The following is a 22,205-nucleotide window of genomic DNA, read 5'->3' on the forward strand; positions in this document are numbered from 1 at the left end:
ATTCCTTATTCCAGCCACAGCAAGGTATCGCCCGGACTCACCGGACGTCCTGCCTGGCAGGCGATGCGTTTCACCGTGCCGGCCTGCGGCGCGACAATCGCCAGTTCCATTTTCATTGCTTCGACGATGATCAGCGTCTGACCGGCTTCCACCGCGTCACCTGGCTGCACCAGCACTTTCCAGATGTTGCCGTTCATATCGGCACAGACCGCCAGTGCATCTTCGTCGGCTTCCGGGGCCATCAGCGTCTCTTCACTGGTCAGCGGCGCGTTCTGCTCTTCCTGCGCCCACAGCGTCACTTCCTGTTCGAAAGCGGCTGACTGGCGCTGACGGAATTCGGCAATCGAGTCGGCGTGTTCAGCGAGGAATTGCTGGTGGGCAGCGAAATCAAACAGGGTTTCTTCGATGCGTACCGTGGCGCGCCCTTCGCGGAAGTCATCGCGTAGCTGAGTGAGTTCATCTTCGGTCACCGGATAGAAGCGCACCTGATCGAAGAAGTGCAGCAGCCATGGCTCATCCGCCGCGAACTGGTCGTTCTTGAGGAATTTGTTCCAGATTGGCAGCGTGCGGCCCACCAGTTGATAGCCACCTGGGGAATCCATGCCGTAGATGCACATGTACATCCCGCCAATACCGACCGTGCCTTCGGCGGTAAAGGTACGTGCCGGGCTGTATTTGGAACTGAGCAGGCGATGACGCGGATCGATCGGCACTGCACAAGGCGCACCGAGATAGACATCCCCCAAGCCGAGGATCAGATAGCTGGCGCCGAAAAGGGTGTCACGGACGGCTTCACGACTCTCGAGGCCATTAATACGCTGGATAAAATCGACGTTGTTTGGCAGCCAGGGCGCAGTGGCCCGCACGGTTTCTTTGTAACGCTCGACGGCACCGAGTGTGGCGCTGTCTTCAAACGCCATTGGCATCCAGACAATACGTGACGGCACCTTCAGCTGGCTGACATCACCGAGTCCGGCTTCCAGTTCCAGCAGCAGATTCATCAACTGCTTTTGACTGAGGATCAGGCTGTCATAACGCACTTGCAATGAACGCACGCCAGGCGATAGCTCTTCCACGCCAGGCACCGCACGTTCACGCAGCGCATTCATCAGCAGATGCACACGCAGACGCAGCGCCAGATCCAGCACGTTATCGCCGTACTCAATCAGCACGTATTTATCCCCGGCCTGGCGATACACGGCAGCAGGCGTGGTGGACGTCGCAGGTAATGCCGCCAGCAGGGTAGCAGAGCCGATGTTACTGGCCGCCAGTGAAGGCACCTCAAAGGCTGGCGCATGAGTGCTGCGCAGAGTTTCCACGCTGTGCGCCTGCGCTTTCTCCAGCGCCACCGCTTCGTCAGCGCTGATCGGGTGGAAGCGAATGCGGTCGCCTGGTTTTACCTGACCGACTTTCCACAGCTCCGCTTTGGCAATCGTCACCGGACAGACGAAGCCACCGAGGCTCGGGCCGTCATGGGTCAGGATCACCGGGAAGTCACCGGTAAAGTTCACCGCGCCAATCGCGTATTCGCAGTCGTGCACATTAGAAGGGTGCAGCCCGGCTTCGCCGCCGTTGGCACGCGTCCAGGTCGGTTTTGGCCCGACTAAACGTACGCCGAGGCGGTTGGAGTTGTAGTGCACCTGCCAGTCGCTGGCAAAGAACTCGTCGATGGCAGCCTGGGTGAAGAAATCCGGTGCGCCGTGCGGGCCGTACAGCACGCCGATGCGCCATTCGCTGCCATAGTGCGGCACCAGCGCATGATCCAGCGCTTGCGGTTCACTGATCGGCGCGGGCGTGGTGCAGGCGGCCAGCAGCGGCTGAGAGATCGGCAGCATATCCGCGACGCGCAGGGTGCGTCCGGCATGGCCGCCAAACTGGCCGAGTGAGAAGGTTGAACGGCTGCCAAGATATTCCGGCACATCGAAACCGTTGCGTACCGCCAAATAAGTGCGGCAACCGCTCTGAGCGCGGCCCAGCGTCAAGGTTTGCCCTGCTTTGACGCTGATTGGCTGCCAGTAATTGAGGCTGGCGCCATCCAGTTCTGCCGGGCAATCCGCGCCGGTTAGCGCAATCACCGCATCGCTGTGGAAACGCAGCGTCGGGCCTTGCAGAGTGAATTCCAGCCCGGCGGCGCTGTCGTGGTTGCCGACAATGCGGTTTGCGAGGCGGAAAGCGAAGTCATCCATCGGGCCAGAAGGCGGCACGCCAATATCCCAATAGCCGAGGCGGCCAGGGAAATCCTGGATGCTGCTGAAGGTACCCGGTTGCAGCACTTCAATCACGCTGGCAGACGGCGTAAAACTGTCGAGGAAACGCGTCCAGACTTTGCCGCTGCTGAACGCTTCGGTGGCAACAATCTGGCGCAGATAATCGAGGTTGGTGGCGATGCCGTGCAGCTGCGTGGCATCCAGCGCCTGCTGCATTTTCGCCAGCGCCGCCTCACGCGTGTCGGCGTGAACGATCAGTTTGGCAATCATCGGATCGTAAAACGCTGAGACTTCGGTGCCGGTATCGATCCAGCCATCGACACGCACGCCATCCGGGAAACTGACGCCGGTCAGAGTGCCGGGGCTTGGCTGGAAGTTTTTCAGCGGATCTTCGGCGTAGATACGCACTTCAATCGATGCGCCTTTGGGTGCCTGTTGCAGTCGCGCCCAGTCGATGGCATCACCGGCGGCGACTTGCAGCATGCACTCCACCAGATCGAGCCCGGTGACACACTCCGTCACTGGATGCTCAACCTGCAAGCGGGTGTTCACTTCGAGGAAATAGAACGCATCCTGTGCGGCGTCGTAGATGTATTCCACGGTACCGGCGCTGCGATAGCTCACTAACTCGCCCAGACGCACGGCCGAAGAAAGCAGCGCCTCACGCGTCGCCTGCGGCAGGTTCGGTGCCGGGGTCTCTTCCACCACTTTCTGGTTGCGACGCTGCAATGAGCAGTCACGCTCACCGAGGGCGATCACTTTGCCGCTGCCGTCACCAAAAATCTGCACTTCAACATGGCGCGCGCGGTCAACAAAGCGCTCCAGGAACACGCCTGCATCACTGAAGAATTGTTCGCCGAGACGACGTACGCTCTCCCACGCATTGTGCAGCGCATCAGCATCGTCACAGCGTGTTAAGCCAATGCCGCCGCCGCCCGCCGTGCTTTTCAGCATCACCGGATAACCGATGTTTTCTGCCGCGCTGAGCGCCTCTTCCAGCGAGTTGAGCAGCGGTGTGCCAGGCGTCATCGGCACACCTGCGCTGGCCGCCAGTTCACGCGCGCGGTGCTTCAGGCCAAACTCGCCAATCTGCTGCGCCGTCGGGCCAACAAAAGCAACCCCCGCTTCTTCACAGGCGGCGGCAAACGGCAGGCTTTCGGAGAGGAAGCCGTAGCCCGGCCAGATGGCTTCCGCGCCGGTCTCTTTGGCGGCGGCCAGAATCTTATCGATGCGCAGATAGCTGTCGCTGGCTTTATCGCCACCCAGCGCAATCGCCACATCGGCTTCTTTGACATGGCGCGCGTTACGGTCGGCATCGGAGTAAACGGCGACGCTCTTCACACCAAGACGTTTCAGGGTGCGAATCGCACGGCAGGCGATTTCGCCACGGTTAGCGATCAGTACGGTGCTGAACATGGTTATTTACTCCCCTGAGAGGCCAGCCAGTTGCGCCAGCCGCCGAATTCGGTAATTTCCAGCGCCTGCGACAGCACCGCCGGTTCACAGATAAAGCCTTTCACCACGCGGCCATCAGCCAGCGTCAGTGAGCCAATGCCGAGCGGTGCCGGGATTTCCGCCACGAATTCGCCAAAGCGTGCCAGCGGGATATCCCACAGTTCCACGGTGATAGCGGCACCGCTGTCGCCGCGCAGCAGGCCGGGCTTCTTTATGGGGCCATCGAGCAGCGCAAACAGACGGTAGTGGCTGGCGGTTTGCGTCTCTTCTACCCACACCGCATCACGGGTGGTGAGCTGGAAATTCAGCGGCATGCCGGTGAGGTGCGCACCGACGACTGCCACGCGTACGTGATCGGCAGAGAGCGGGAAGGCACTGTGTTGAGAGGGCTGAGCTTTGCCGGTAGCGCCTAACGTCAGCGCCATCTGCTGCTGCCACTGAATGCCGAAGCCTGCTAATGCGCGATCTTGCCAGGCCGGTGCAATCAGGGTGATGCCAGCAGGCAGGCCATCAGCGCGGAACGGGCCAGGCAGCGCCAGCGCGCTGAGGTCAGCGAGGTTAGTGAAGTTGGTGTAGGTGCCAAACTGCGAGTTGTAGTGCACCGGCTCCTGCTTCATCTCTTCCAGCGTGTGAATGGTCGGCGAGGTCGGTACCACGACCGCATCGAACTGCGCCAGGGTTTGCTGGATTTGACGCGTCAGCTCAGCGCGCAGGTATTCCGCCTGATAAGCCTCGACGGCGGTGTATTTCAGGCCACTGCTGACAATGCCGTACACCACCGGGTCCATCTCTTCCGGGCGATTGATCATCTCACCGACAGCGACAGTGCGCTCGGCAACCCACGGGCCGTAATAAAGCTGTTCCGCCAGTTGGTGGAATGCGGTGAAGTCGATCGGATGCAGCGTCGCGCCGCCCGCTTGCAGTTGATCCAGGGCACTCAACCACGCCGCTTCGGCCTGCTTATCACCAAAGAATTCAGGCGTGGCGGGAATGGCGAAATCAGGTTGAGCCTTGAAGCTGGCAGGCGCGGTGTGCGGATTGCTGCGCGAGTAGGCATCTCCGGCATCGTAACCGCCTGCAGCGGTGGCAACGGCGAAGGCATCTTCCACGGTCAGGGCGAAGACGGAGATGGTGTCATTCAAACGGCAAGCAGGCACGACGCCGCTGGCCGAGAACCAGCCTTTGGTCGGTTTCAGACCGACGATGTTGTTAAAACCTGCTGGGACGCGACCGGAACCGGCGGTATCGGTGCCCAGCGAGAAGCCCACCAGGCCGCGCGCCAGCACCGAAGCAGAACCGGAGCTGGAACCGCCGCTCACATATTCGGGGTTAAAGGTGTTACTCACTGCGCCAAACGGAGAACGCGTGCCGACTAACCCTGTGGCGTATTGGTCGAGGTTGGTTTTGCCGATCACCACCGCACCGGCTGCTTTGAGCTGTGCGACCACAAAGGCATCGGTTTCAGCCGTGTAGGTTAAGGCCGGGCAGGCGGCACTGGTCGGCCAGCCTGCCACATCGATATTGTCTTTCACCGCAAACGGCACGCCAAACAGCGGCAGTGCAGCGGGATTGCGCAAGTAGCTGGCCAGCAAGGGTTCAATTTGCGCCTGCAATTGAGCGGGCGAAGCGACATACAGCCAGGCGTTATCCTGCTGGTCGATGGCGTCGAGGTGTGCTGCCAACAAGGTGCTGATGCACTGTGGGTCCTGCTGATAGCGGTGTTGCCAATCCTGAAGCGTGTATCCGAAGGTTGCTGCCATGAGTGAATTCCAACTGGTATACAAGATGGAATTCAACAGAGCAAAGCGCGTGCCATTTTTGTAAGTGAATGAATAGTTGTAGCTAATTGATATGACATAAGATTTTGTGATGATAATTTGCACAGTCACAGCGCAGACGGTGTGCAATCACGGTGCGCCTGCGTAAATTTTGTGAAGAACATGGCAAGAGACCGTTGGCCTGGTTAGCATGAGTTAAGTCTGGCATGAGCTGGATCGCAGCAGAGAGGAGAGCAGAGTGGAGAAGTGGCGTAACTGGATGATAGGGATCTGTCTGGTCAGCACGGCCAGCAGCGTGTGGGCCGACTCGCTGGATCAACAAAGACAGCGCTATGCGCAAATCAAACAAGCCTGGGATAACAATCAAATGGACCAGGTCTCGCAGCTGATGCCAACGCTGCAGGATTATCCGCTCTATCCGTATCTGCAATACCGTTTGCTGGCGCAGGATCTCGATCAAGAGACGCCGCTGGCGGTGAAGAATTTCATTCAGCAATATCCAACGCTGCCACCGGCGCGTTCGCTCTCGACACGCTTCGTCAACGTGCTGGCACATCGTCAGGACTGGCAGGGCGTATTGAGCTTCAGCCCGGATGAGCCAAAACCGGTGCAGGCGCGCTGTAACTGGTATTACGCCAAGTGGGCTACCGGCCAACAGCAGGTGGCGTTTGATGGCGCGAAATCGATCTGGCTGCGCGGTTCCGCGTTACCGAATGATTGCGATCAGCTGTTCTCGGTGTGGCAAGCGTCCGGACAGATGTCGCCGATTACCATTCTCGAACGTATTCGCCTGGCGATGAAAGCTGGCAACGACAGTCTGGTCAATTACCTGGCCAAAATGCTGCCGGCGGATTACCAGACCACCTCCAGCGCGCTGATTGCGCTGCAGCAAAATCCGCAGACCGTCACCACGTTTGCCAGCAGCCTCGGTCCGACCGATTTCACTCGGATGGCCACCAGTTATGCCTTTGCCCGCGTCGCGCGTGAAGACATGGATAATGCGCGCATGATGATCCCGCAACTGGTGCAGGCGCAGAAAATGAGCCCGGCGGAAGAGCAGGATCTCAAGGAAACCGTGGTGTGGCGCATGATGGGCGCGGATCTGACTTCCGAGCAGGCGCGCTGGCGTGATGCAGTGGTGATGAACAGTGAATCCACTGCGCTGGTGGAACGGCGTGTGCGGCTGGCACTGAGTCAGAACGATCGTCGTGGACTGAACACCTGGATCGCGCGTTTGCCAGTAGAAGCCAAAGAGAAAGATGAGTGGCAATACTGGCAGGCCGATCTGCTGATCTCTCAGGGTCGTAAAGACGAGGCCGATGAGATCCTGCGTAAATTGATGCAGGCACGTGGCTTCTACCCGATGGTGGCGGCGCAACGTCTCGGTGTGGAATATCCATTGCAGATCGATCAGGCCCCGGCGGCAGACAGCTCGGTGGTGCAGGGGCCCGAACTGGCGCGCGTGCGTGAGCTGATGTATTGGGGGCTGGATAACCTGGCGCGCAGTGAGTGGGCCAATCTGATCTCTAGTAAGACCCATTCGCAGCAACAGATGCTGGCGCGTTACGCCAACGAGCAAGACTGGTGGGATCTCAGTGTGCAGGCCACTATTACCGCGAAAATGTGGGATAGCCTGAAAGAGCGCTTCCCGCTGGCATGGCGCAATTTGTATCAGCAATACACCAGCGATAAAGGTATTCCGCAGAGCTATGCTATGGCGATCTCCCGCCAGGAGAGTGCGTGGAATCCGAAAGCGCGTTCACCGGTTGGTGCCAGTGGTTTGATGCAGGTGATGCCAGCGACAGCAGCGCATACTGTGAAGATGTACAACATCCCCGGCTATGTGAACAGCAGCCAGCTGCTGGATCCGCAGACCAATATCCAGATTGGTACGCAGTATCTGGAGTATGTCTATCAGCAGTTCGATCAGAACCGTATCTTCTCCTCGGCGGCGTATAATGCCGGGCCGGGCAGGGTGCGCAGTTGGTTGAACAACAGCGGTGGCAAACTGGATGCGGTGGCATTCATCGAAACCATTCCGTTCTCGGAAACACGCGGCTACGTGAAAAACGTGCTGGCGTATGACGCCTACTATCGTTACTTCATGGGCAAGCCGGATAAGATTCTCGCCGATGGCGAGTGGAATCGCCGTTACTAGCTGTGCTATGCTTCCGTACTCGCTAATGAGTACGGAAGCCCTTCATGAGCCAACCTCTTTCTTCCCAGCCGGATGCGGCTCAGCCTGTTGAAGATAACTGGCTGCGTTTTATCGATTTGATGCAGAACGCTTTCGCGGACGGTGTGTCGTTGCCGTTGTTGCAACTGATGATGACGCCCGATGAACGTGAAGCGTTTGGCACGCGCCTGCGCATTATCGAAGAGCTGATGAACGGCGACATGAGCCAGCGTGAGCTGAAGAATGAGCTGGGCGTCGGTATCGCCACGATCACGCGTGGATCTAACAGTCTAAAAGAAGCGCCTCCCGAGCTGAAACGCTGGCTGGAAGCGCGCTTAGGCCGCCATTAATTACTGCTGATACAGCGGATGGGTGAACGGGCAGAGTGCCAGTATCAGCGCCTGATGGTAAACGCTGGAGCGGCTCAGCAGGCCGTTGGTAAACGCACCGATGGCACCGCCTTTCTGCTTAATATTATCAACGCCAGTTAAGCGCGCCATCTCGTGACCGAGTTCGTGTCCGGCGGCTAATCCCTCCATGACAATCGGCGGCAAGGTGAAGCTGGCGGAGCGTGATTCGCCGCGCTGCTGGGCGTTTTCAATCACCATCCATGCAAAAGCACAATCGCCTTCGATACCGGCTTCAATCGCTACCCAGTAGTCAGACTCAGGACGCTGCAAACGCGCATTCGCCACGCGGGTACGTGCGCCAGTTCGCGTTTCGACATCGCTTAACGGCTGTGCGGCAACGCCGCTCTCGACCTCGACCCCTTCAATATGGCAGGATCCTTCACCAAAGACGTCGTTGAACGCCTGAGCAATCGCGCGAATTTTTGCCGGGTTGATGGTGGCTGCGACAACGTGGTACATAATTGTTTGAACCCTCAAGGCAAATTTGTCGCAGTATAACGGAAATTAAGCATGCTACAGGTCTATCTTGTTCGTCACGGCGAAACGGTATGGAATGCGGCCCGACGCATTCAAGGTCAATCCGACAGTCCGCTGACGGAAAAAGGTGAGCAACAGGCCCAACAAGTGGGCGAACGGATGAAATCGCAGGGGATCACCCATGTGATTGCCAGCGATTTAGGCCGCACGCGCCGCACCGCCGAGATCATCGCGGATGCCTGTGGTTGTACGGTCACGGTTGATGCACGTTTGCGTGAGCTGAATATGGGTTGTCTCGAACAGCGCCCCCTTGATGGCTTAACGCCGGAAGAGGAGAGCTGGCGTAAAACGCTGGTGGATGGCACCCAGGACGGCCGCATCCCTGGCGGTGAATCGATGCTGGAGATGGCGACGCGCATGCACGAAGCGCTGAACGCGTTGCTGGAACTGCCAGCGGGCAGCCGTCCGTTGATTGTCAGCCACGGTATGGCGTTAGGCGTGTTAGTGAGTACGCTATTGGGATTGCCGGCGCACGCTGAGCGCCGTTTGCGCCTGCGCAACTGCTCTATTTCACGCGTGGACCATCAACAGAGCGCGTGGCTGGCAGCAGGTTGGGTGGTCGAGACGGCAGGCGATGTGTCGCATCTGGATGCCCCTGCGCTGGACGAATTGCAGCGTTAAGCGTCATCTGGTATCGGTGCGCATGAATGCGCACCCTACAAATTCGTGCGGGCGTGAAGAATACGCACCCTGTCAAATTGCGGGTTCGTGATCAACGCGCACGCGGTTAAATCGTAGGGGCGTCATGTATGACGACCTGCCGTTATTGAAGCCAAAAAAATGCCGTCATCATGACGGCATTTTCATATCAGCGATTCTGCTGCGGGCGAATGGGAATCAGGTATTCGCAACGGATTTCCGTTGGCGGCTCGCTGCGTTTCTTACCGCCATGCGTGAAGAAGCGCTCAATATCCTGACCCTGGCGACGCACCAGACCCAACGTTGGCATGCAGGTGCCGTACAGCAGCAGGATAAACTCACCCAGCGCGCTGCGAGCACCGTTATAGGTGAACTGCACGTAATCCCCGGCTTCGAGAATCACATTTTGATTCGACTGCATGCTCAATGCCTGTTGATCGGCAGGCACTGCCGTGGTGTAGAGAATCTCCTGCTCGTCATCCTTTTCATGGCTGGCACGTACCTGATGCAGACCGTATAACACCGGTGGCACGGTATCGGTTTCCAGCAGGAACTGTTTCCAGAAGTGGATGCGCATTTCGTCACGGTAGCTGGAAATTTGCTCCAGCGTACAGGTGTAACTCTGCGTTTGCCCGACCAGCACCGTTTCCGGCAGCGTGACAAACGTGGCCTCAGGCATGTGGTGATCGTCCAGACGAATCGGCGGACGAATGCCGAAGGAGTTCCATTCCGATGAGCGACGATACCAGGCGGGCGTTTGATTAAACTGCTTTTTAAACGCTCGGGTAAAAGTCTGCTGTGAATCGAAGCGGTATTGTAAAGCGATGTCGAGGATCGGGCGGCTGGTCAGGCGCAAGGCCACAGCGGCTTTCGACAGGCGACGCGCGCGGATGTAAGCGCCGATGGCGTGGCTCGTCACTTCCTTGAACATACGCTGCAGGTGCCACTTGGAATAGCCCGCTTTCAACGCAACATTATCTAATGAAAGGGGTTGATCCAGATGGCTCTCCAGCCAGACAAGCAAATCGCGAATGATACCGGCTTGGTCCATAAAACATCCTCATAACTCTCTGGTGGCGCAACTATGAAGTCGTCGAATAATAGCACGAAATGCACAAAAGCGTGGGGGCGGTTTGTCAATCGGCTGTGCTAAATCAATGCGGGTGACAACCCGTTTAGGTTTGGTTCCGGGTTCGATTGACAGTACATTACAGTCTCATCTATTCGATTGCCAATGGTAACTCAATGACAATAACTCGCTTTCTTATAATCACGCTTGCAACTTGTCTCTTCAGCGCGGGCGTTCAGGCCGAGGAGATCGGCTCGGTAGACACGGTTTTCAAGATGTTTGGCCCCGACCATAAGATCGTGGTGGAAGCCTTCGACGACCCCGACGTAAAAAATGTAACCTGTTATATCAGCCGGGCGAAAACCGGTGGGATCAAGGGCGGATTAGGTCTGGCGGAAGATACTTCCGACGCGGCCATCTCCTGCCAGCAGGTTGGGCCTGTAGAGCTTAGCGATAAAATCGCACAAGGCAAGGCGCAAGGAGAAGTGGTGTTCCAAAAGCGCACTTCATTGGTATTTAAGAAGCTGCAGGTGGTGCGCTTCTATGATCAAAAACGTCATGCGCTGGTTTACCTGAGCTACTCAGATAAAGTGGTGGACGGTTCGCCGAAAAATGCGCTGAGCGCTGTGCCAATCATGCCGTGGCATTGAGGCATAAAAAAACGCCCTGATGGGCGTTTTTCTTTTACTGCAGCAAACTTAATCCTGCAATTCACCACAGAAGCGGTAACCTTCGCCATGAATGGTGGCGATGATTTCTGGCGTATCCGGGGTGGATTCAAAATGCTTACGAATGCGGCGGATGGTGACATCCACGGTGCGGTCATGCGGCTTCAGCTCACGCCCCGTCATCTTCTTCAGCAGATCGCCACGGGTTTGAATCTTGCCCGGGTTTTCGCAGAAATGCAGCATCGCGCGGAACTCACTGCGTGGCAGCTTATACTGTTCACCGTTCGGGCTAATCAGTGAGCGGCTGTTAATATCCAGCTCCCAGCCGTTAAAGCGATAGCTTTCAACCGCGCGACGTTCTTCGCTTGGCATCGCCAGATTCATGGTGCGCGATAACAGGTTGCGTGCACGAATCGTCAGCTCACGTGGGTTAAACGGTTTAGTGATGTAATCATCGGCGCCAATCTCCAGGCCGAGGATTTTATCCACTTCGTTATCACGACCTGTCAGGAACATCAGCGCAACGTTTGCTTGTTCACGCAATTCGCGTGCCAGCAGCAAACCGTTTTTGCCTGGCAGGTTGATATCCATGATCACCAGATTGACGTCATTTTCCGTCAACACCTGATGCATCTCGGCGCCGTCGGTGGCTTCATAGACCACGTAACCTTCCGCCTCAAAAATACTTTTGAGGGTGTTACGCGTGACCAGTTCGTCTTCAACGATAAGAATGTGCGGGGTCTGCATGTTTCGCTACCTAAAATTTGCCAACAAATCGAAAACAGGGCGTACGATGGCTGCGTTTACTGTTCATCAAAACAGCGTGCCTTACGCAACCGGTGTACGAAATAATCTTCGGAATACACCATCCATCTATGTCAACTTCAGTGTTAGCTCAGCCAGTCAGGATGAATATTTGCGTGCCCCGTGGGTATCGGACTGGCGCTTATCCTAACCGTATTAACAGCAACCTAACAGCACCAACAACAACCGATAAGCATAAAAACAACGCTTCGTTGACTTATATCAAATGCAAGTGTAGCACGTTAACACTTTTATGAAAAACTTCTCCAGGAATGCCAGCTTAGCTCACAAAAAGCAGCATTTTTGCTACATTTTGGCTGCATAACGGTAAAACTAAAACCTGCAGGAAATAATATTTTAATAATATGAAAAACAATAGATTTATATTAATTAAGCGTGGAAATTTTAGTTATATCCCACAATATCTTCTCCCCATCGCTTTTATCCTCTTTTAACATCCTTAACATCTTATTTTCTCTTGTCCGTGCGGTTGGTATTTTTGCCACTGCGTGCCAACATAGGGCGAGTTGTTAACAGTTCGATGGAAAAATCATGCATTTCCCCCTGATCCTTGTCTCACCCGCCCGTCCGGAAAATATCGGCGCGGCCGCTCGTGCCATGAAAACCATGGGTTTTAGCGAACTGCGTATTGTCGCCAGCGATGCCTGGCAAGACCCGGCCGCGCGTCGTGTTGCGCACGGTGCCGGTGAGATTCTCGATAATGTCAAAACCTACGCCACGCTGAGTGAGGCGCTGGCCGATGTCGATTTCTCGGTCGCCACCACCGCCCGCAGTCGTGCGAAGTTCCGCTACTACGCCACGCCGGCGCAAGTCGAAACCATTCTGCAAGAAAAGCGCCAGTGGCTGAGCCGAATCGCGCTGGTGTTTGGTCGTGAGGACAGCGGCTTAACCAATGAAGAGCTGGATCAGGTCGATCTGCTGACCGGCATTCCGATGGCCAATGATTACCCTTCACTCAACCTCGGACAGGCGGTGATGGTGTACTGCTATCAGCTGTCGGCGCTGAATCAGGTCGCGGCAGAAGTGAAAGAGGTAGCGAACGAACACCAGCTGCAGGCGCTGCGCGAGCGCTTCCACCAACTGCTGGTGAAACTGGAGGTGAGCGATGATGCCAAAATGGCAGACTGGATCGATCAGCGTATTGGCCTGCTGGAACAGCGCGATAGCGCCATGCTGCATCGCCTGCTACATGATGTAGAAAAAAAACTTATAGATAAATAATCGGTGAATATCGATTTTAATAGTGACTGATCGGGAAACCGGGCGATCAGTTGAACGATCCCAATATGATTTACGCGCAGAAACCGAACTCTGCGCAATCGCCTTAAAATCGCGGCTAAGACAAATTCGTTGACTTAACGTGCGCTTTGCTTTACTTCTGGAAGGCAGACGGACAAGACAAAGACAGACAGAAAAAATCTCAATGCGTAATCACAGCCTGAACACCACAATTATTATTACCACCACCATTACCACAGGTAACGGTGCGGGCTGACGCATACAGGAAAAACAAAGAAAAAAGCCCGCACCTAAACAGTGCGGGCTTTTTTTTCGGCAAAAATTCAGGAGAGCTTCAATCATGCGAGTGCTGAAATTCGGCGGAACCTCAGTAGCCAATGCGGAACGTTTTCTCCGCGTGGCAGATATTCTGGAAAGCAACGCGCAACAGGGACAGGTTGCTACCGTGCTCTCTGCGCCAGCGAAAATCACCAATCATCTGGTGGCGATGATTGAGAAAACCATTAGCGGCCAGGACGCACTGACGAATATCAGCGATGCCGAACGGATTTTTGCCGACCTGCTGCAGGGGCTGGCGGAGGCGCAGCCGGGCTTCGATTATGATGGCCTGAAAACCCGCATTGAGCTGGAATTTGCCCAGTTGAAACAGGTGCTGCACGGCATCAGCCTGCTGGGCCAGTGCCCGGATGCGGTGAATGCCGGCATTATCTGTCGTGGTGAGAAACTTTCTATCGCCATCATGGAAGCGCTGCTGCAGGCGCGCGGCCACAAAGTCACGGTGATCGACCCGGTGGAGAAACTGCTGGCTGTCGGTCATTACCTTGAATCCACCGTGGATATCGCCGAATCAACCCGTCGCATCGCGGCCAGCCAGATCCCTGCCGATCACATGATCCTGATGGCGGGATTCACCGCCGGTAACGAGAAGGGCGAACTGGTGGTGCTGGGCCGTAATGGCTCTGATTACTCGGCAGCGGTGCTGGCGGCATGCTTGCGTGCAGATTGTTGCGAGATCTGGACTGACGTAGACGGCGTTTATACTTGCGACCCGCGTCAGGTGCCGGATGCGCGACTGCTGAAGTCGATGTCCTACCAGGAAGCGATGGAGCTGTCTTACTTCGGTGCAAAAGTGCTTCATCCGCGTACCATCGCGCCGATTGCCCAGTTCCAGATTCCTTGCCTGATCAAAAATACCGCCAACCCGCAAGCGCCCGGTACCTTAATCGGGGGTGAAGGTGAGTTGGATGAAAACCCGGTGAAAGGCATCACCAACCTGAATAATATGGCGATGTTTAACGTCTCCGGTCCGGGTATGAAAGGCATGGTCGGCATGGCAGCACGCGTGTTTGCGGCGATGTCGCGCACCGGCATCTCAGTGGTGCTGATCACCCAATCCTCTTCTGAATACAGCATCAGTTTCTGCGTGCCGCAGAGTGAGCAGGCGCGTGCGCGCCGCGTATTGGAGGAGGAGTTCTATCTGGAGCTGAAAGATGGCCTGCTGGATCCACTCGATGTGCTGGAGCAGTTGGCGGTGATTTCCGTGGTCGGCGATGGCATGCGCACCTTGCGCGGCATCTCCGCCAAATTCTTCTCGGCACTGGCACGCGCCAACATCAACATCGTGGCGATTGCGCAGGGCTCTTCCGAGCGTTCCATCTCTGTGGTGGTAAGCAACGATGAAGTCACCACTGGCGTGCGCGTGGTGCATCAGATGCTGTTCGCCACCGACCAGGTGATCGAAGTGTTCGTCGTGGGCGTGGGCGGTGTCGGCGCGGCGTTGCTGGAGCAGCTGCATCGTCAGCAGGCGTGGCTGAAAGAAAAACATATCGATCTGCGCGTGTGCGGTATCGCCAATTCGCGTGCGCTGTTAACCAACGTGCACGGCATCGATCTTAGCAACTGGAAAGGCGCACTGAGCGAAGCCAAAGAGCCGTTCAATCTCGGTCGTCTGATGCGTCTGGTGAAGGAGTATCACCTGCTGAACCCGGTGATTGTGGACTGTACTTCCAGCCAGGCGGTGGCCGATCAATATGCTGACTTCCTCGCTGAAGGTTTCCACGTGGTGACGCCTAACAAGAAGGCCAACACCTCATCCTGGAACTATTACCAGCAGATGCGTGCGGCAGCGGCCAAGTCGCGCCGTAAGTTCCTGTACGACACCAACGTCGGTGCGGGTCTGCCGGTGATCGAAAACCTGCAAAACTTGCTGAATGCGGGTGATGAGCTGATCAAATTCTCCGGTATCCTCTCCGGTTCGCTCTCCTTTATCTTCGGTAAACTGGATGAGGGCGTATCGTTATCAGAAGCCACCAAAACAGCCCGTGAGATGGGCTTTACCGAACCGGATCCGCGTGACGATCTCTCCGGTACCGATGTGGCGCGTAAGTTGCTGATTCTGGCGCGTGAAGCGGGACATCAACTGGAGCTGAGCGATATCGAGATTGAGCCGCTGCTGCCATCTGAACTCACCGACATCGCTGACGTTGAGCAGTTTATGGCGCGCCTGCCGGAACTGGATGATGCTTTTGCCGCCCGCGTTGCCAAAGCGCGTGATGAAGGTAAAGTGTTACGCTTCGTCGGCGCCATTGAAGAAGGCGGCGTCTGCAAAGTGAAAATCGATGCGGTGGACGGCAACGATCCGCTGTACAAAGTGAAGAACGGCGAGAACGCGCTGGCGTTTTACAGCCGCTATTATCAGCCGATCCCGCTGGTTCTGCGTGGATACGGCGCGGGGAATGATGTCACAGCGGCCGGCGTGTTTGCCGACTTGCTGCGTACACTGTCGTGGAAGTTGGGAGTTTGATGATGGTAAAAATTTATGCACCGGCCTCGATAGGTAACGTCAGCGTCGGCTTTGATGTGCTGGGCGCGGCGGTTTCGCCGGTGGATGGCACCCTGTTGGGTGACTGCGTATCGGTAAAAGCGGCCGACAGCTTCAGCCTGGTGAACACCGGGCGCTTTGTCAGCAAGCTGCCAACCAATCCGCAAGAGAATATCGTTTATCAGTGCTGGGAACGTTTCTGCCAGGCGATTGGCAAAGAAGTGCCTGTCGCGATGACGCTGGAAAAGAATATGCCGATCGGTTCAGGTCTGGGTTCCAGCGCCTGTTCGGTGGTGGCCGGTTTGATGGCGATGAACGAGTTCTGCGGCAAGCCGTTGAACGATACCGAGCTGCTGGCCTTGATGGGCGAGCTGGAAGGGCGTATTTCGGGCAGCGTGCACTTTGATAACGTTGCGCCTTGCTTCCTCGGCGGTGTGCAGCTGATGATTGAAGAGAACGGTATCATCTCACAGGATGTGCCGTGCTTTGATGATTGGCTGTGGGTAATGGCCTACCCAGGCATTAAAGTCTCAACCGCTGAAGCACGCGCGATTTTGCCTGCGCAGTATCGCAAAGACGATGCCATCAAGCATGGCCGTCTGCTGGCGGGCTTTATTCACGCCTGTCATACCCGTCAGCCGATGCTGGCAGCTAAACTGATGCAGGATGTGATTGCAGAACCTTACCGCACCAAACTGCTGCCGGGCTTCGCTGAAGCGCGTCAGGCGGCTGCCGATATCGGCGCGTTGGCTTGCGGTATTTCGGGCTCCGGTCCGACACTTTTCGCCGTTTGCAACGAGATGGCAACGGCACAGCGGATGGCAGACTGGCTGAGCCAGCACTATCTGCAGAACGATGAAGGCTTCGTCCATATCTGCCGTCTTGATACGGCTGGCGCACGTAACTTGGGATAACGCATGAAACTCTACAACCTTAAGGATCACAACGAGCAGGTTAGTTTTGCTCAGGCCGTTAAACAGGGCCTCGGCTCGCAGCAAGGGCTGTTCTTCCCGCTCGAACTGCCGGAATTCGAACTGACCGACATCGATGCGATGCTGGAGATGGATTTCGTCAGCCGCAGCAGCAAAATTCTCTCAGCTTATATTGGCGATGAGATTGCCGCGCACCAGCTGGCTGAGCGCGTGAAAAACGCCTTTGCCTTCCCGGCGCCAGTGGCGAAAGTCAGTGACGATGTGTCCTGCCTCGAACTGTTCCACGGCCCAACGCTGGCATTCAAAGACTTCGGCGGTCGTTTCATGGCGCAGATGCTCTCTTATGTGTCGGGCGCTGATGAGCAAATCACCATTCTGACCGCGACCTCAGGCGACACCGGTGCCGCGGTGGCCCATGCCTTCTACGGCATGGAAAACGTGCGCGTCGTTATCCTCTATCCGCAGGGCAAGATCAGCCCACTGCAGGAAAAACTGTTCTGTACGCTGGGCGGCAATATTGAAACCATCGCGGTGGAAGGCGATTTCGATGCCTGCCAGGCGCTGGTGAAGCAGGCGTTTGATGACGAAGAGCTGAAGAAAGCGATTGGCCTGAACTCAGCTAACTCCATCAACATCAGCCGCTTGCTGGCGCAGATTTGCTATTACTTCGAAGCGGTGGCGCAACTGCCACAAGAGCAGCGCAATCAGCTGGTGGTCTCCGTGCCAAGCGGTAACTTTGGTGACCTGACCGCTGGCCTGCTGGCGAAATCCCTCGGCTTGCCGATCAAGCGCTTTATCGCGGCAACCAACGCCAACGACACCGTGCCTCGCTTCCTGGGCAACGGCGAATGGCTGCCGAATGCGACAGTGGCAACCCTGTCGAACGCCATGGATGTCAGCCAGCCGAATAACTGGCCGCGCGTGGAAGAGCTGTTCCGTCGTAAAACCTGGCGCCTGACCGATCTGGCTTCTGGCGCGGTATCGGATGAGACCACCAAAGCCACCATGCGTGAGCTGGCGGAAATTGGCTATATCTCTGAGCCGCACGCGGCGATTGCTTATCGCATGCTGCGTGACAACCTGCAGGAAGGCGAATTTGGTCTGTTCCTTGGCACCGCGCATCCTGCCAAGTTTAAAGAGAGCGTGGATGAGATTTTGGGTCAGGAACTGCCGCTGCCGAAAGAACTGGCAGAGCGCGCTGAGCTGCCACTGCTGTCGCATAATATGACGGCAGACTTTGCTGAGCTGCGTAAGTTTTTGCTGAAGTGATGCAAACAGGCGCGCATTGATGCGCGTCTGGAAGAATAAGGTCGCCCTGTTGGCGACCTTTTTTTATTTCTGCTCGCGGCGCTTAAACACCAGCTCGTTACCCTTGCTCTCGTCAGCTGCAAAGAAGTAGCCATCGACATCAAACTGTTTCAGTTGCTCGGGCTTGCTCAGGCGGTTCTGAATCACATAGCGGCTCATCAGGCCACGCGCTTTCTTGGCGTAAAAACTGATCACTTTAAACTTGCCGTTCTTCTCATCGAGGAACACCGGCTTGATCAACTCACCGTTCAGTTGCTTCGGTTTCACCGCTTTGAAGTACTCATCGGACGCCAGGTTAATCAGCACCTCATCGCCTTGCTCGGCCATCGCGTCATTCAGCTTCTGCGTCAGTAAATCGCCCCAGAAACCGTAGAGATCTTTCGCCGCCGGGTTGGCCAGCTTGATGCCCATTTCCAGACGGTAAGGCTGCATCAAATCCAGCGGACGCAGCACGCCGTATAGACCGGACAGCATGCGCAAGTGCTGTTGAGCAAAATCGAAATCCGCCTCACTGAACGTCTCAGCCTGCAAGCCGGTGTACACGTCGCCTTTAAACGCCAGAATTGCCTGTCGGGCATTGTCGAGCGTGAAGGGCGGCTGCCACTGGTTGAAGCGTTCGGCATTCAGATGTGCCAGTTTATCGCTGATGCTCATCAGTGAACTGATCTGCGCCGGTGAAAGATCGCGCGCAACATCGATCAGCTGTTGTGATTTTTCTAACAGTGTTGACTGCGTAAAGCGCTGTGTCGCCAGCGGGCTTTCAAAATCCAGTGTCTTCGCTGGCGAGATAACCATCAGCATCGTGTTTGTCCTTGTTGACCCGCCTGTTAACAGGGGATTGATGGGAATTAAGTTGCGACGAGTGTAGCAAAAAAGCTGCACGGATCGGCAAATCGCTCCCATTTGTTAGCGCTATCGTAATGAGGCACTTCGTGATGTTGCGCACTGAATTGTGCGTGATATTATCCCAACAGCCTTTTACACCCTGACAGTCAACCTAAGAGAAAGAGAACCATGACGGACAAACTTACTTCCTTGCGTCAGCTGACTACTGTGGTCGCCGACACCGGTGATATCGCGGCGATGAAGCTTTATCAGCCGCAAGATGCGACCACCAACCCTTCTTTGATCCTCAACGCCGCTCAAATCCCTGAATACCGCAAGCTGATTGACGAAGCCATTACCTGGGCACGTCAGCAGAGCAGCAACAAAGAAGAGCAGCTGGCACTGGTTTCTGACAAGCTGGCCGTCAACATTGGTCTGGAAATTCTGAAACTGATCCCAGGCCGTATCTCTACCGAAGTTGACGCACGTCTCTCCTACGACACCGAAGCGAGCATCGCGAAGGCACGTAGCCTGATCAAGCTGTACAACGATGCGGGCATCAGCAACGACCGTATCCTGATCAAACTGGCTTCAACCTGGCAGGGCATCCGTGCTGCTGAGCAGCTGGAAAAAGAAGGCATCAACTGTAACCTGACTCTGCTGTTCTCCTTCGCGCAGGCGCGTGCATGTGCGGAAGCAGGCGTATTCCTGATCTCGCCATTCGTAGGCCGTATCCTCGACTGGTACAAGCAGAACACCGATAAGAAAGAGTACGCTGCGCATGAAGATCCAGGCGTGGTGTCGGTGGCGGAAATCTACAACTATTACAAACAGCACGGTTATGAAACTGTGGTAATGGGTGCCAGCTTCCGTAACATCGGTGAGATCATTGAACTGGCCGGCTGTGACCGTCTGACCATCTCTCCGGGCCTGCTGAAAGAGCTGGCAGAGAGCGAAGGTGCGGTTGAGCGCAAGCTGAGCTACACCGGTGAAGTCAAAGCGCGCCCTGCGAAAATGACCGAAGCTGAGTTCTTCTGGCAGCACAACCAGGATCCAATGGCCGTGACCAAACTGGCTGAAGGTATCCGCAACTTTGCCATCGATCAGGGCAAACTTGAGAAGATGATCGCCGAACTGCTGTAAGGTGATTTACCGTGGCGGCAACTGTCGCCACGGTTTTACGCTTTTCCCTCGACTCCGCTTTGTATTATCCTCTTTGCATCCCTCTTTATTTGCCGCCTTGCGGTCAACCACAGCGATAACTCAATGGATACTTTGCGTATTGGATTAATTTCCGTTTCCGATCGTGCTGCTAATGGCATTTATCAGGATCAAGGCATTCCGGCGCTGGAAAGCTGGCTCGCCGCCGCGCTGACTACCCCGTTTGAAATCGAAACCCGTTTAGTACCCGATGAGCAGCCGATGATTGAACAGGCGATCTGTGAACTGGTCGATGAACTGTTCTGCAATTTGGTGCTGACCACCGGCGGCACCGGACCAGCGCGCCGTGATGTGACGCCCGATGCTACCCTGGCAGTCGCCGATCGTGAGATGCCGGGTTTTGGCGAACAGATGCGTCAAATCAGCCTACAGTTTGTGCCGACTGCGATCCTTTCGCGTCAGGTGGGGGTGATCCGCAAACAGTCGCTGATCCTCAATCTGCCGGGGCAGCCCAAATCCATCAAAGAGACGCTGGAAGGGCTGAAAGCAGAAAATGGTGCAGTGAAAGTGCCGGGTATTTTTGCTGCTGTACCTTATTGTTTACAGTTGCTGGAAGGGCCCTACGTGGAAACCGATCCCGAAGTGGTAGCAGCATTTCGCCCTAAAAGTGCAAGGCGTGAGACAAACGTCTGAAAATCGCCGTTTTCAGGCATAAAATTCAGCGATACTGGTGTGGCGAAATATTGACGGTATAGTAACTCCAGCTTTACAACCACACTGACTTTGTCTCTGGATACCGCACGACTATGGATGCACATACAACGCGCCGTCTCAACGGCCAGGATTATAAAACCCTGTCGCTGGCCGCCCTCGGCGGGGCGCTGGAATTCTACGATTTCATCATCTTCGTTTTCTTCGCGGCCGTAATTGGCGAGCTATTTTTTCCACCGGATATCCCAGAGTGGTTGCGTCAGGTACAGACCTTCGCGATTTTCGCCGCAGGTTATCTGGCGCGTCCGCTGGGCGGCATCATCATGGCGCACTTTGGTGACAAAGTTGGGCGCAAGAAGATGTTTAGCCTGAGTATTCTGCTAATGGCGTTACCCACGCTGGCAATGGGCGCACTGCCGACTTATGCCAGTATTGGTATTGCAGCGCCGATTTTGATGCTGCTGATGCGCGTGCTGCAGGGCGCCGCGATTGGTGGCGAGGTGCCGGGTGCGTGGGTCTTCGTGGCTGAACATGTGCCGGAAAAACGCATAGGTTTTGCCTGTGGCACGCTGACAGCGGGTTTAACTGCGGGCATTTTGCTGGGTTCGCTAGTGGCGACGGTGCTGAACACCACGCTTTCACCGGCTGCGATTCGCGATCACGGCTGGCGCATTCCGTTCTTCCTCGGTGGCTTATTCGGCTTGCTGGCGATGTATCTGCGCCGCTGGCTGCATGAAACGCCGGTGTTTAAGCAGATGCAGCAGCGTAAAGCGCTGTCTGACAAGCTGCCGCTGCAAACCATCCTTGCCAGCCACAAGCGCGGCATTGTGATTTCGATGCTGCTGACCTGGTTGCTCTCGGCCTGCATTGTGGTGGTGATCCTGATGGCGCCCACGCTGATGCAGAAACAGCATGGCATCCCCGCAGCATTGAGTCTGCAGGCCAACAGCGTCGCCACCGTTATGTTGCTGATCGGCTGCGTCATCGCGGGCTGGGTTGTGGATCGCTTCGGTGCGGCCCGTACGTTGATTGGCGGCTCCATACTGCTGGCCATCTTCAGCTGGAACTTCTTCCACCAACTGGGAGGTGCGCCGGAGATGCTGTTTGTCTGGTATGGACTGGCGGGATTGAGTGTTGGCGTGGTAGGTGTGGTGCCTTTTGTGATGGTTAAAGCGTTCCCGGCGGCGGTGCGTTTCACCGGCATCTCCTTCTCATACAATGTGGCCTATGCGATTTTCGGCGGTTTGACACCCATTAGCGTGACGCTAATAATGCAACTCACGCCGATGGCACCCGCCTGGTATGTGTTGGCGCTGGCGTTGATTGGTTTGCTGGTCGGCCTCTGGCTTCAGAGCGAAAAACAGCGATCGACGCTGCTCAATCAGGTAAATGTCTAACCCAAGGCGCGTAAGCGCCTTTTTCTTTTCCGCATTTTTTTAAAAAT

At 56.0% G+C, this 22,205-nt stretch carries 18 protein-coding genes and 1 other annotated feature; of the genes, 12 read left to right on the forward strand and 6 right to left on the reverse strand.

The window, feature by feature from the left end; all coding sequences use genetic code 11:
- Positions 1-5 precede the first annotated feature (5 nt).
- Together uca and atzF are read right to left on the reverse strand one after the other, a co-directional pair.
- Positions 6-3,623, reverse strand: a complete 3,618-nt coding sequence (gene uca / locus ACCW76_RS10655; RefSeq protein ID WP_436338512.1) for an urea carboxylase — start codon at positions 3,621-3,623, stop codon at positions 6-8.
- A 2-nt stretch (positions 3,624-3,625) separates the two neighbouring features.
- The gene (gene atzF / locus ACCW76_RS10660) at positions 3,626-5,422 is read right to left on the reverse strand and encodes an allophanate hydrolase (RefSeq protein WP_436338513.1); all 1,797 of its coding nucleotides are present in this window, start codon (positions 5,420-5,422) and stop codon (positions 3,626-3,628) included.
- Between the two features lie 256 nt (positions 5,423-5,678).
- Between atzF and sltY the strand changes: the two genes are divergently transcribed.
- On the forward strand, positions 5,679-7,598 hold the full coding sequence (gene sltY, locus ACCW76_RS10665; protein ID WP_436338514.1) for a murein transglycosylase: 1,920 nt from the start codon (positions 5,679-5,681) through the stop codon (positions 7,596-7,598).
- 44 nt (positions 7,599-7,642) lie between these two features.
- Complete coding sequence (gene trpR / locus ACCW76_RS10670; protein ID WP_038649187.1) at positions 7,643-7,966, forward strand: trp operon repressor; 324 nt, start codon at positions 7,643-7,645, stop codon at positions 7,964-7,966.
- Here the strand turns inward: trpR and yjjX are convergent, their stop codons facing one another.
- Positions 7,967-8,485, reverse strand: coding sequence for an inosine/xanthosine triphosphatase (gene yjjX, locus ACCW76_RS10675; protein WP_038649184.1), 519 nt, complete (start codon positions 8,483-8,485; stop codon positions 7,967-7,969). It lies immediately after the preceding gene.
- Positions 8,486-8,536: 51 nt separating this feature from the next.
- Between yjjX and gpmB the strand changes: the two genes are divergently transcribed.
- On the forward strand, positions 8,537-9,184 hold the full coding sequence (gene gpmB, locus ACCW76_RS10680) for a 2,3-diphosphoglycerate-dependent phosphoglycerate mutase GpmB (RefSeq protein WP_038649182.1): 648 nt from the start codon (positions 8,537-8,539) through the stop codon (positions 9,182-9,184).
- Between the two features lie 187 nt (positions 9,185-9,371).
- On the opposite strand, the gene robA is transcribed toward gpmB, so the two are convergent.
- Positions 9,372-10,253: an MDR efflux pump AcrAB transcriptional activator RobA gene (gene robA, locus ACCW76_RS10685; protein ID WP_034826193.1), complete on the reverse strand. Its 882-nt coding sequence runs from the start codon at positions 10,251-10,253 to the stop codon at positions 9,372-9,374.
- Positions 10,254-10,447: 194 nt separating this feature from the next.
- Here robA and creA point away from each other — a divergent pair, with 194 nt between their 5' ends.
- A complete protein-coding gene (gene creA / locus ACCW76_RS10690) occupies positions 10,448-10,921 on the forward strand; it encodes a protein CreA (RefSeq protein ID WP_034826184.1) in 474 nt (157 codons plus the stop codon).
- 48 nt (positions 10,922-10,969) lie between these two features.
- On the opposite strand, the gene arcA is transcribed toward creA, so the two are convergent.
- Positions 10,970-11,686, reverse strand: a complete 717-nt coding sequence (arcA, locus tag ACCW76_RS10695; protein ID WP_034826183.1) for a two-component system response regulator ArcA — start codon at positions 11,684-11,686, stop codon at positions 10,970-10,972.
- A gap of 609 nt (positions 11,687-12,295) precedes the next feature.
- On the opposite strand from arcA, the gene ACCW76_RS10700 reads away from it, so the two are divergent.
- The 5 genes from ACCW76_RS10700 (at position 12,296) to thrC (ending at position 18,025) form a co-directional block, all read left to right on the forward strand.
- Positions 12,296-12,985, forward strand: a complete 690-nt coding sequence (locus tag ACCW76_RS10700) for a tRNA/rRNA methyltransferase (protein WP_038649173.1) — start codon at positions 12,296-12,298, stop codon at positions 12,983-12,985.
- A 202-nt stretch (positions 12,986-13,187) separates the two neighbouring features.
- On the forward strand, positions 13,188-13,259 hold the full coding sequence (gene thrL / locus ACCW76_RS10705) for a thr operon leader peptide (RefSeq protein ID WP_128601299.1): 72 nt from the start codon (positions 13,188-13,190) through the stop codon (positions 13,257-13,259).
- Positions 13,195-13,317: a sequence feature (Thr leader region), on the forward strand. It overlaps the preceding gene by 65 nt.
- A gap of 26 nt (positions 13,318-13,343) precedes the next feature.
- A complete protein-coding gene (thrA, locus tag ACCW76_RS10710; RefSeq protein WP_436338515.1) occupies positions 13,344-15,806 on the forward strand; it encodes a bifunctional aspartate kinase/homoserine dehydrogenase I in 2,463 nt (820 codons plus the stop codon).
- Positions 15,807-15,808: 2 nt separating this feature from the next.
- Positions 15,809-16,738, forward strand: a complete 930-nt coding sequence (gene thrB / locus ACCW76_RS10715) for a homoserine kinase (protein WP_436338589.1) — start codon at positions 15,809-15,811, stop codon at positions 16,736-16,738.
- Between the two features lie 3 nt (positions 16,739-16,741).
- Positions 16,742-18,025 (forward strand): threonine synthase, encoded by a 1,284-nt coding sequence (thrC, locus tag ACCW76_RS10720; RefSeq protein WP_436338516.1) that lies wholly within the window; start codon positions 16,742-16,744, stop codon positions 18,023-18,025.
- Between the two features lie 63 nt (positions 18,026-18,088).
- On the opposite strand, the gene yaaA is transcribed toward thrC, so the two are convergent.
- A complete protein-coding gene (gene yaaA, locus ACCW76_RS10725) occupies positions 18,089-18,865 on the reverse strand; it encodes a peroxide stress protein YaaA (protein ID WP_436338517.1) in 777 nt (258 codons plus the stop codon).
- A 213-nt stretch (positions 18,866-19,078) separates the two neighbouring features.
- On the opposite strand from yaaA, the gene tal reads away from it, so the two are divergent.
- The 3 genes from tal to ACCW76_RS10740 all read left to right on the forward strand — a co-directional run bounded on the left by tal (position 19,079) and on the right by ACCW76_RS10740 (position 22,158).
- Positions 19,079-20,032 (forward strand): transaldolase, encoded by a 954-nt coding sequence (gene tal / locus ACCW76_RS10730; protein WP_034826122.1) that lies wholly within the window; start codon positions 19,079-19,081, stop codon positions 20,030-20,032.
- A 123-nt stretch (positions 20,033-20,155) separates the two neighbouring features.
- Complete coding sequence (gene mog, locus ACCW76_RS10735; protein WP_436338518.1) at positions 20,156-20,743, forward strand: molybdopterin adenylyltransferase; 588 nt, start codon at positions 20,156-20,158, stop codon at positions 20,741-20,743.
- 113 nt (positions 20,744-20,856) lie between these two features.
- Entirely contained in the window at positions 20,857-22,158 is a 1,302-nt protein-coding gene (locus ACCW76_RS10740; protein WP_436338519.1) for an MFS transporter, read from the forward strand.
- Positions 22,159-22,205: the final 47 nt, after the last annotated feature.

This window comes from Pantoea sp. C8B4, from assembly GCF_051336905.1.
In the GTDB taxonomy this organism is placed as follows: Bacteria; Pseudomonadota; Gammaproteobacteria; order Enterobacterales; family Enterobacteriaceae; genus Pantoea; species Pantoea rwandensis_B.